At 68.1% G+C, this 10,610-nt stretch carries 9 protein-coding genes and 1 pseudogene; 9 read left to right on the forward strand and 1 reads right to left on the reverse strand.

What is annotated here, in order from left to right; genetic code table 11:
* Nucleotides 1-76 precede the first annotated feature (76 nt).
* The 4 genes from ACIQ8J_RS33275 (at nt 77) to ACIQ8J_RS33290 (ending at nt 3,486) form a co-directional block, all read left to right on the forward strand.
* Entirely contained in the window at nt 77-322 is a 246-nt protein-coding gene (locus ACIQ8J_RS33275) for a hypothetical protein (protein ID WP_403277473.1), read from the forward strand.
* Nucleotides 319-906: a class I SAM-dependent methyltransferase gene (locus tag ACIQ8J_RS33280; RefSeq protein ID WP_403277472.1), complete on the forward strand. Its 588-nt coding sequence runs from the start codon at nt 319-321 to the stop codon at nt 904-906. The genes ACIQ8J_RS33275 and ACIQ8J_RS33280 overlap by 4 nt, the downstream gene beginning before the upstream one ends.
* Before the next feature lie 216 nt (nt 907-1,122).
* On the forward strand, nt 1,123-1,302 hold the full coding sequence (locus ACIQ8J_RS33285) for a hypothetical protein (RefSeq protein ID WP_403277471.1): 180 nt from the start codon (nt 1,123-1,125) through the stop codon (nt 1,300-1,302).
* Between the two features lie 1,251 nt (nt 1,303-2,553).
* The gene (locus ACIQ8J_RS33290; protein ID WP_403277470.1) at nt 2,554-3,486 is read left to right on the forward strand and encodes a TauD/TfdA family dioxygenase; all 933 of its coding nucleotides are present in this window, start codon (nt 2,554-2,556) and stop codon (nt 3,484-3,486) included.
* A gap of 136 nt (nt 3,487-3,622) precedes the next feature.
* On the opposite strand, the gene ACIQ8J_RS33295 is transcribed toward ACIQ8J_RS33290, so the two are convergent.
* Nucleotides 3,623-4,396: a glycosyltransferase family 2 protein gene (locus tag ACIQ8J_RS33295; protein WP_403277469.1), complete on the reverse strand. Its 774-nt coding sequence runs from the start codon at nt 4,394-4,396 to the stop codon at nt 3,623-3,625.
* Nucleotides 4,397-4,462: 66 nt separating this feature from the next.
* Between ACIQ8J_RS33295 and ACIQ8J_RS33300 the strand changes: the two genes are divergently transcribed.
* From ACIQ8J_RS33300 to ACIQ8J_RS33320, 5 genes and pseudogenes are all read left to right on the forward strand, one after another.
* Nucleotides 4,463-5,719, forward strand: a complete 1,257-nt coding sequence (locus ACIQ8J_RS33300; protein ID WP_403277468.1) for a nucleotide sugar dehydrogenase — start codon at nt 4,463-4,465, stop codon at nt 5,717-5,719.
* Between the two features lie 49 nt (nt 5,720-5,768).
* Nucleotides 5,769-8,258, forward strand: coding sequence for a glycosyltransferase family 4 protein (locus ACIQ8J_RS33305; RefSeq protein WP_403277467.1), 2,490 nt, complete (start codon nt 5,769-5,771; stop codon nt 8,256-8,258).
* A gap of 176 nt (nt 8,259-8,434) precedes the next feature.
* Nucleotides 8,435-8,902 (forward strand): NUDIX domain-containing protein, encoded by a 468-nt coding sequence (locus ACIQ8J_RS33310; RefSeq protein WP_403277466.1) that lies wholly within the window; start codon nt 8,435-8,437, stop codon nt 8,900-8,902.
* A 486-nt stretch (nt 8,903-9,388) separates the two neighbouring features.
* Complete coding sequence (locus ACIQ8J_RS33315) at nt 9,389-9,883, forward strand: NUDIX domain-containing protein (RefSeq protein WP_403277465.1); 495 nt, start codon at nt 9,389-9,391, stop codon at nt 9,881-9,883.
* A gap of 115 nt (nt 9,884-9,998) precedes the next feature.
* Nucleotides 9,999-10,492 (forward strand): annotated as a pseudogene (locus ACIQ8J_RS33320) (2-dehydropantoate 2-reductase N-terminal domain-containing protein); the annotation flags it as partial.
* Nucleotides 10,493-10,610: the final 118 nt, after the last annotated feature.

Raw genomic sequence — 10,610 nt, forward strand, 5'->3', positions numbered from 1 at the left:
ACCTGCTGATCGTCGCCCTGGCAAGCCTTGTGGTCATGCCGGTCCTCGTGTCGGCGAACTCAAAATGAGGAGAGAGATGTTCGAGGCGTTCGGCGACAGCCGTCCCCCTGCGCGTCTGGAGAAACGCAGCCCGCAGGACGCCCGTCAGCGGATCGAGGCGTCCCTGCCGATGCCCGAACCCGGGCCTGACGGAGCCCCGTCGGTGGATCTCTTCGCGGTCCCCGCATCGCAGACGCCCGCCGGGACTGGCACTGGCCTGGGCCGTCTGCACCGCATGTCGAAGATCGCCACAGTGCGCAACGAGCAGGGAGCGGGATCGTGACAACAACGCACGCCGTCACACCGGACGTGGCCACCTGGAACCGGTGGCACGAGAAGGAGTCGAACAGGCTCACGACACAGCCCGAAGAGGAGCAGTTCCTCACCCGGGTGGCACCCACGCATGGTCAGCGCGCTGTCGATCTGGGCTGCGGGACAGGTGAGTGGACGCGCCGCCTGGGCTGGTGGGGTATGCAAGTCGTCGGCTACGACAACAGCCTGACCGCGATCCAGAAAGCGCACGCCGAGCACGCGACACCTGACGTGACGTTCGAGCTGTGGGACGTCGACTCCGAGCCAATCCCGAAGGACCTGACCCCCGGCAGCCTCGACCTGGTGTCATGCCGCCTGAGCTTGCCGTACTTCGACCGCCAGCGGCTCCTCGTCGACGCCGGGCGCTGGCTCGCCCCGTGGGGAACGTTCTACGCGATCACACCGATCGTCAAGGAGGGCCAGGTCCAGGACCTCTATCACCGGGGCCTGACGTTCGCCGAGCTCGACGCCCTGGGTACCGGCTGGTCGACGCGCGTGACGTGGCTGGTCAACGCGTCGCACATGGCGATCGCCCTGACCGGCTACGGCGGCTGACCACCTCATCAACTACCGCGGTGATTCTTCAGCACCACAAGGAGAAGCTTCCGCCTGCCGACCGGTTGCCAGGGCCCGATGCCCGTGACGGAGGCCCGGCCGGCAGGCGGCCACAAATCCCCGGAGCAGCGCGACCGTTGGGCCGAGCCTGAGCGGCCTCCCCTGCGCGGCGACCGCGCTGCTCCGGGCCCCACCGCCTCTACTGATCGGAACATCATGCCCCTTCTGGTCTCTGCCGCCGCCCGCACCACCCCGAACGTCCCGGCCGGTCCGCGGGTGCCGCTTGCCGAGCGCGCCCACAGGCAGCACGACGGCGACGTACCGGCCGTCGTCTGCCGCGTCACCGAGACGGCGGGCAACGTGCCGTCGGCGTCGGCGTTCCAGTCCGCTCTCTGAAGGGGGTAGGCCGGCGCGGCTCGCGGCCTACCTCTCTCGGCGGCTTCGCCGCCTGAGAGCCCCAAGGACGGTCTGGGAGCTGACAGGAGCCCGGACTGGCATGGAGCAGGACAACCAGAGCTACGGCCTCAGCTCTGGCCCCCTTCCCTGCTTCTTGCGCCGCGTGCGGTGTCTCATCCGGACACCGTGTGCGGCTGCTGCCCGGTTCCGCCGCCTTCCTCTCCATCTCCCGAGGAGGCGGCGGGCCGGTCGGTACATGAACTCCCCGCCCCGGCCTGGGGCGGGTTCGGTGACCGGAAGGACATGAGTATGCGTTTCGACGAGCAGCGTCAGCGTCACGGCCAGCACGCGGCACCAGTTACCAAGCGCATCCGTGACCGCATCCGGCACGGCACGCTCCAACGGGGCCAACGCCTGTTCGCGTCGCGGATCGCGCGCTCTTTAGGCGTGTCCCCGGCCGATGTCACCTGCGCGTTTGCACAGTTGTCCCGCGAGGGCCTGCTCACGCCCACGTACAGCGACGACTACTTCCGCACGTGGGTCGTGACCGGGAGGCCAAGCGGTGACCATCCGCCACATACGCCCCCCGCAACACGTCGCTTGAGACGGCCTGAACTCGCCTTGCCGTCGATGCGCCATGCGCGGCGAACTTAGCGCACTCCGCGGCCCGATCCCCTCAACAAGAGGAACCCGATGCCCTCTTTCGACGTATCCGATCAGGACCGCCTGGACGAGCTGTTACGGGCCTTCTACACCGTGCCCCGCCTGGGGCAAGTGCAGCTGAGCGACGACGGCGGCCCGTCGAAGCGGAGGCCTGGACCGTGTCGCCCCCGCCAGGCAAGGAAGGCATGGCGTCCACCGTGATCGTGCGCGGCCACCGCCCTTCCTGAACACCCCCCCAAGACGGCCCGGGTTGCCCCGGGCCTGGCCGTAGGGCAACGGCGCGCGAGTTCGGGACCCTCTTAAGCGGGGACGGTCCCCGAGCGCACGTCTCGCCCCGCGGTGGCCGCGCCCGGCTCTAGCCCGGGGCCGGGCGCGGCACCCCTCGAACGGGGCCCGGACTCCATCCGGTCCGGCCCTGGCCACAGACGGCACGCCACAGCTCCGGCTGCGGGCCCCACTCTGTGGCCGCTGTTCCGGCACCGAACCGCCGGCACAGCACCCCCGCCCGGCCCCGCCGCTTCCCCCTCTTGTTCGGCGGCGGGGCCGGGCACAACACTCTCCTGGCACGACACCGGAGAAAGGCCCCCCATGTCCGAAGCCATGAATGCCGGCCCGTTCATCGACCTGCCGAAGGAGCTGGAAGACAGCCTGATCCAGATCGGAAGCACGCTGCCTGCCTGGGAAGTGCAGGACATCTTCTTGGCAGACTCGACCATCGAGCAGTACCGGTCCGAACTGGAGTCAGCTCCGCACTTCACCGCGGTCAGGAGCTCGCTGCTCGGTGCTCTCCACGGCGACTATGGCGGGTACGCCGTGCTGCGCCTGGGGAACCTCGCCAAGGTGCTCGGGGCCGACGATGACCGGTTCCTGCGGCTGGTGACGGGCTTCGCGGCCGAGGTGGCTGTCCCCTTCTCGCCCTTCCCGCGGTGGCCGCTGTGGAAGGACATCGGGGTCAAGGTCGACAAAGACCCGGGCAAGTCCAGCGGTATCGGGTACAACGCCTTCCACATGGATCTGGTGAACGCGACCCGCCCCCCGGACTACACCACGCTCCTGTGCGTTCGCCCCGACCCGCTCGGTGGCGGCCGCAGCATCCTCTCCGACGCCCACGCGGCGGTGGCGCGACTGTCAGAGGACGGCCGCGCGCTGCTGGCCGAGTCGGCCTACTACTACGGGACCTTCTTCGACCTGTTCGGCGTCGGCGAGGAGTACAAGCCGTTCCCGATCCTGGACGGCTCCGACCAGGGCGAGGGGTTCGTCCGGTTCACCGCCAAGATGTTGAAGAGGTCCGCGCTCGGCGAGGCGCACGCCGACGCCGCCAGGCAGCTCGTCGAAGAACTCGTCCGAGGTCAAGTCTCCTTCATGCTCCAGCCCGGGGACTACCTCATCGTGAACCAGCGCAGATTTCTGCACGGCCGAGAGGCGCTCCGCAGCGGTCAGGAGACCGTCCCAGTCTCCGACCGTCGGCTACTCCTCCAGTTGTTCCTGCGTGCGAGGGACGCCAACGGCTCGGCCGCGTAGCCGGCCGATGGCACCGGTGCCCCACCGAGTTCCGCCCCCAGATCCAGCCCCCGAGCACGCGGCACAGCCGCAGTGCTCGGCATGGTCGGGTGCCTGCCGGAACGGTCGCGCACCGGGCTTCCCGGGCCCGTGCGCGTTAGACGCGCGAGTTGCGCAGCGACTGCCACACAGCGCCGGCCAGCGCCCACGTTGCCCGCGGGACCGACAGATCCTCGTGCTCGCGGTACAGCTTCCAGTTGTACTTGACCAAGGACATCTTGTTGGAGGACAGCGATCCCGCCTGACCCGCCCGGTACACCGCAAGCGGCTCGGCCAGGCCGCGGGCGTCAGCGCCGTCCCGCATGATCGACAACCACAGCGCGTAGTCCTGGCGCTTGCGCATCTCCGGCATGAGCCTGGTGCCCAGGACAGTGCGGTCGTACATGGCGGTGAGAGCACCGATGTGGTCCTGGACCAGCATCGCGCGGTAGTCCACGTGCGCCCGCGCCCGGATCACCCGCCCGTTGGGGACCCAGTCGGTGCTCTCGCCGTCGTAGTCGGCGTCCATCTTGAAGTAGCTGGTGAACGTCAGCGGCGCATCGCCCTCGGCGGCGAAGGCCAGCTGCTTCTCGGTCTTCTCCGGCAGCCACATGTCGTCGGAGTCGAGGAACGCCACGTAGTCCCCGCGGGCCCGCTCGATCGCGAGGTTGCGAGCCCGGCCCGCACCACCCCGCTCGGGCGCCGACTGCGGCAGCACGCGCTCGTCCTGGGCGGCGAACTCGCGCAGCAGATCCATCGAGCCGTCGGAGGACTGATCATCGGTGACCAGCAGCTCCACGTCGCTGTGCGTCTGTGTGAGCACCGATCGGACGGCCGCGCCGAGGGTGGCCGCCGAGTTGTAGACGGGCATCACGACTGACACCAGGGGCACAGCACATCTCCTTGCCAGATCAGGAATGACGGTTCATTCAAGCACCGCAACCGAGTAGGAGCTGACATGCAGATAGTCGTCGCTGGTCAGGGCTACGTAGGGCTTTCGCTGGCTGTACGTGCCGCGGAGGTGGGGCATCGCGTGATCGGCTACGACGTGGACGCGCACCGGGTCCAGCAGCTCGTCGCCGGTCACTCCTACGTCGAGGACGTGACCTGCGCGCGGCTGCGCGCCGTGCTGGACTCCGGGGACTACGCGGCGACCGCCGACGCTTCCGCGCTGGCCGGTTTCGAGATCGCGGTGATCACCGTGCCGACCCCGCTGCGGGACGGCGTGCCCGACCTGACCTACATCGAGACCTGCGCCCGGACCCTGGGCGAGCACCTTCGCCCCGGCGCGACCGTGGTCCTGGAGTCCACGACCTATCCCGGCTGCACCGAGGAACTGCTGGTGCCGATCCTGGAGAAGGCGTCGGGCCTGTGGGCCGGGGACGACTTCCTGGCCGGGTTCAGTCCCGAGCGCATCGCTCCGGGGAACAAGCGCTGGTCGTTCGACGGGACACCGAAGGTGGTGTCCGGGATCGACGCCAAGTCCCTCGACGTGATCAAGGGGTTCTACGACGGCATCTTCAAGACCACGGTCCCGGTGTCTGGGCCCAAGGTCGCCGAGCTGGCGAAGCTGCTGGAGAACACCTTCCGGCTGGTCAATATCTCGCTCATGAACGAGCTGGCGACGCTGGCGGCGCCCCTCGGCGTGAACCTCTGGGAGGCGATCGACGCTGCCGCGACCAAGCCGTTCGGCTTCACGCGGTTCACCCCGGGGCCGGGAGTCGGCGGGCACTGCCTGCCCGTCGATCCGCTGTTCCTCTCCTGGAAGGTCGAGCAGGAGCTGGGGACCCCCTTCCGGTTCGTGGACCTCGCCGACGACGTGAACCGGCACATGCCCGACTACGTCGTCCAGCGCGTCGTGGACGGACTCGACAAGCGGGGTCTGCCCGTCAAGGGGTCGCGCATCCTCCTGCTCGGCCTGACCTACAAGTACAACGCCACCGACCTGCGCAACTCCCCTTCGGCGAGGGTCGCCGAACTCCTCACCGGCCTCGGCGCCGATGTCCGCGGCGCCGACCCCAACGTCCAGGAGAGCGACACCAGCAAGCTGAACGTGACCCGGGTCGATGCGAGCCCGCAGGAGGTAGCCGCCGCTGATGCCGTGGTGCTCCTCATGGACCACACCCGGTTCGACCTCACCATGATCGAGAAGGACGCCTCGTACGTTCTCGACTGCCGCAATCGCCTGTCCGGAGCGAACGTCGAGACCCTGTAGCTCCCGAACTCCCCCGGCCCGCCGCTGACTTCAACCCCCAGGAGTTCTCTTGCGCGACGAATGGGAGCACGCCCACACGGACTACACCAAGCCCGCGCAGCGCCCGGCCCCGGCCTCTCTGGCCGAGAGCGAGGACGACTGGCGTCGCTACCTGGAAGGTGACACCCCCAACGGCTGGCTGATCCAGCACAGCGCGATGACCAAAGCGCTCGCCAGCGGCCGGCCCATGTACCTGCTGCACACCACCAAGGACATCTCCGCCATCCGCACCAGCGGTGAACTGCACGTCTCCACCGGATGCCTGGTCGGAGCCCTGTACTGCTCCCCACTCGTCCGTCAGCGCGAGGGATGGCGCCCGCACAACCTCGGCGCCTACCTCATGCAGACGAAGCCCAACACCACGCCCATGATCTTCGAGGTCACCCCGGACGCCCCGATCCCCACCAAGGGCGTGGACTACCTGCACCTCGGCGCCATCCACCTGCGCACGTACGTGCGCTACCAGAGCTTCCTCACCCCGGCCGAGAACGACCACCTCGAATGTGCCCTGACGGCCGGGCTGCGCACCGCCGCCGTGTTCCTCGACACGGCCCTGCGCAACGCCGCCGGCCGCGCCACCGCGGCACCCGAGTTCATCGACCAGTTGGCTGCCGCCGTGCCCGCCGTGCCCTTCCTCGGCTATCTGTACTTCGAGGTGCTGTCCGAGTACCTGATGCTCCACTCCGCGACTCCGGAGACCAAGACCCACGCCCAGGCCGGGGAGCTGAACAACTGGCTGTACAAGAGGATCGCATTCGCCGCCGTGGACGGCATGCACCAGTTGTTCGACCTGGCCCGTTTCCATCCGCGCCACCAGCGGCTCCTCCAGCTCATCGACGGCGTGGAACCGGCGCTCGTCCCGGGAGCCGCCGAGTATGTACGGCGGCGGCTGTCCCACCTGTTCGCCCGGACCGCGCTGCACCCGTCCCAGGACGCGGCCTCGGTCACCTTCCAGGGCGCTGGTCTCAGCACACTCCGGCACGTCGCGCCGGGGCTGATTGGACAGATGATCTTCCGCGAGATCCGGTACATGCCCCGCTACGAGCAGCTCTACCACTGCTTCGAGAAGGCCAAGGCGCTGGAGGCATGGGACTACTGGAACCACGCGGGCATCCCCACGCCCTTCAACGGCATCCTCCCCAAGGGCGAGATCGGGATACACCCCATCTACCCCCGGTCGGCCATCCGGGCGTGGACGGCAAAGCAGGACAGCAAAGGCTTCCTGCACCCGGCCCAGGAGGTCACCGCCGCCTTCACGCCGCACCTGGCGTCGTGGTGGGCGCCACCTCGTCACCGCGGGCAGAAGCCCACCGCCGACTCACGGATCACGGTGGAACGGGGACCCGTCTCCGCTCCCCACCCACCGGTCATCCAGCAAGGGGATCTCCGCATGACCATGAAACCCCTGACCATCCTCACCGGCATCAACCGCACGTCCGAGCCTTCGTCCGGGAGCCTGATCCTCGTCAGCGACCTCTACCGCGCCATGCCCGACACCCATACGACCTACCTCGGCAGGAGACCGGTCGATCAGGCGTGGAAAGCTGCGTTCGGTCACCTGATCCCCCTCTCCACAACGAAACGCCTCCAGGGCCCCGGCTTCGACGACTACGTGGACGAGCTGACGCAAGAGGTTGGGGCGCTCATCGAGCAGCTCCGGCCGGACGCCATCCACGCCCAGTACCTCGGGTTTGCGCTCAGCTTGGCCTTCAGCCGTACCGCCGGCACCATTCCGATCGTCTCGATCGCCCACGGCCCCGAAGTGATGGCTGCCGAGCGCAACACAACGGAACACGCGGCCATGCTCGAAGTCGCCGCCGCCAGCGCCGCGATCGTCACCCCGACCTCCGTCCTCGCCGACCGCATCGACCGGCTCACCGGGCGCCGATTCACCGACCGCCTCGCCGTCATTCCGTGGGGCATCCGTCTGGCCGACGCCCAGGTACGCGATCAACCGCCTTCGGGAGCCGGCCCCCTCTCTCTGGTGCACGCCGGCCGCCTGGACGACAACAAATCCACGATCACCGCCGTCAAAGCCCTCGCTCTAACGGACCAGCCGCACCACCTGACCGTGATCGGCAACGGACCTCTACGGAACCATCTCGAACACCGGGCCATCGAACTCGGGCTGCGGGACCGGGTCCAATTTGATCCGTTCCTGCCCCGCGCCGAACTGTGGCGCCGCCTGCCAGACTTCGACGCCTTCGTCTTCACAACCAGAGGCCTGGAGGCCTTCGGGCTCGTCCTCATCGAGGCCCAAGCCCACGGGCTCCCGGTCGCCTACTCCGAGCTTCCCGGTGTGAAGGAGATCCTCGGGAACGCTGGTATTCCCTACACTCCCGGCAATCCGCGCTCGCTGGCCGTGGCCCTAGACGAGATGGGCCAGGACGTCCACCGGCGCCAGGCCCTGACCACGGCGGCTCTCAATAACGCGCGTCGATACGACATCACCGCCACAGGCCGCCAACTTCGCGAGCTGACGCTCCGTGTTACCTCCTAACGCCGGTTGTTCGAGACCGGGCCCGTACATGCCCGCCCCTAGGCTACCCACCGTGACGATCGACACCACGCACCTCACCCCTGAGGATGTCGCCCAGCCAATCGCCCGCGCCACGCCCGCCCCGGGCGATAGCGTCAACCCGACTGCTCCCCCGCCGAGTTAGAGACTCCGAGACCATGAGCGACAGCACTTCCACCGTCACAGCGCCGATCACGGACGTCCACGTCATCGTCCGCAACAGACAGGAAATTCTCCTCTCACAGCGCGGCGGCCCCTACGGATACGGCCAGTGGCACCTGCCCTCCGGCAAGCTCGAACGCCGACAGAACGAGACTCCCGCCGAGGCGGCCGCTCGCGAGCTCTACGAAGAGACCAACCTCGACGCCGACCCCGAGACCATGACGCTCCGGCACACCGTCATCCACCACCAGGGCGACGGCACACCCGACCGCCTGGGGTTCTTCTTCGAGACCACCAAGTACACCGGCGACTTGGTCAACCGGGAAACCGACAAGTGCCTCGCGCTGCAATGGTTCGCCGAAAACGACCTGCCCGACAACCTGATCCCCTACCCCGCCATCGGCCTGAACGGCAGCCTCACACAGCCCGGAGGCCTCACCTACCACAACTGGCCTGAGAACTGATTCCGGAGGACTGCTTCGTGCCAGCCGAGCGCGAAGCAGTCTCACCACAGGTGGCAGCAGTCTCACCACAGGTGGCACATGGGCTGTAATAGATCGCGGGGCCATTCCGTCAAATAGGTGCCCGAGCCTTGGAGGAAGCCCCGTGCCCACACCTGTACTGGATCCAGCCGCATGATCTTCTCCTCTTGGCTCACGCTGCTCGTCGTCGATGTCGAGGGCAACGGGACCAACCCGCCCGACCTAGTCGAGGTCGCAGCCCTCCCTGTACGCGACGCACGCCCCGGTGCTCCCGGCCGCCGGCCTGACCATCGCGGACTGGGACGGCATCACGTCCCGGCCCCGGCGTGCGAGCCTGCGGGACTGCTGCGGCGGGCCCGGAAAACGGGCCCGAGCGCCAAACTTCCCTGCCGTGCCCGGCTGCGAAGCCACACGTGCCTATCAGGCCGCGTTCAACAGCTGGCTCGGTGAGATCTGCAGGAGGTCCCTATGACGAATATCTGGCTGCCGCCCGAGGAGTACGTGAAGACGATCGCGCAGGCCACCTCCTACGCCTGCCTCTACTTCACCGACACCCAAGGTCGTCCAGTCCAGCTCCGGGCCGTACGCAGTCGGGAGACATGGCAGTGGCCCGGCGGCAATCTGGAGTTCGGGGAGACGCCGTGGCAGTGCGCGGTCCGTGAATGCCGAGAGGAGACCGGCATCGACTTCACCGGGCCACAGCGGCTTCTGGCCGTGCACTTCGCCGCGCAGGACGGGGAATGGCCGGTCAATCACATCGGGTTCGTCTTCGACGGGGGCACCCTGACGGACCGGCAGATCAACGGGATCGAGCTGGACCCCGAGGAGCACTGCGAGGTGCGGGTGCGCACGGTGGAAGAGTGGGGCCAGCTCATGCCCCCGCGTGGCCTGGCCCGGCTGATCGCCGTAGACGAGGCCCGGCGCACCGGCGTCGTGGCCTACCTCGAAGCCCTGGCCCCGTAGTGCCCGTGGTCGGTGGCGGGCGGGAAGAAGCCTCCGGCGCCGCTCGCTCGTCCTGACCTCTGTGCCGCCCACCCGACCCGACCGCGCCCCAATAGGCTCCGACACTCAATCCCCGATGTACATCAAGGAAGTTCGGATGAAGATCGCCGTTCTGTCGGCCGGGTCATGGGGACGGCCTTCGCGGCGGTCCTGGCCGACGCTGCCGGCAACGACGTCCTGCTGCATGTCCGCCGCGACGAGATTGCCGACGCGATCAACAACAGTCACGAGAACCCTGCTTACCTGCCCGGGATCATGCTGCCGACGACGCTTTGGGCCACCACCGACCCTGTCAAGGCTCTTGCCGGGGCCGACTTCATGGTGGTGTCCATCCCGGCCCAGTCGCTGCGCGCCAACCTCACCCGGTGGGCGCCGCTGATCGAGCCGCAGACGGTCGTGGTCAGTCTCATGAAGGGCATCGAGACCCACAGCGGCCTGCGCATGTCGGAAGTCGTCACCGAGGTGACCCGGGTGCCCGCGGACCGGGTGGCGGTCGTGTCCGGCCCGAACCTGGCCCGCGAGATCGCCGAGAAGCAGCCCGCCGCCTCCGTCATCGCCAGCACCAACGACCGTGGCCACGACTCTGCAACAGACCTGCCTAATGGGACGTATCGGGTCGTAGAGACTTGATGTTGTAGCCGCCAGCAGGTGAGCACTTTCTCTGCCGGAGCCTTTGAGCTCTGGGGTC

Origin of the sequence: Streptomyces sp. NPDC094147, assembly GCF_044764265.1 — a bacterium.
Classification (GTDB): Bacteria; Actinomycetota; Actinomycetes; order Streptomycetales; family Streptomycetaceae; genus Streptomyces.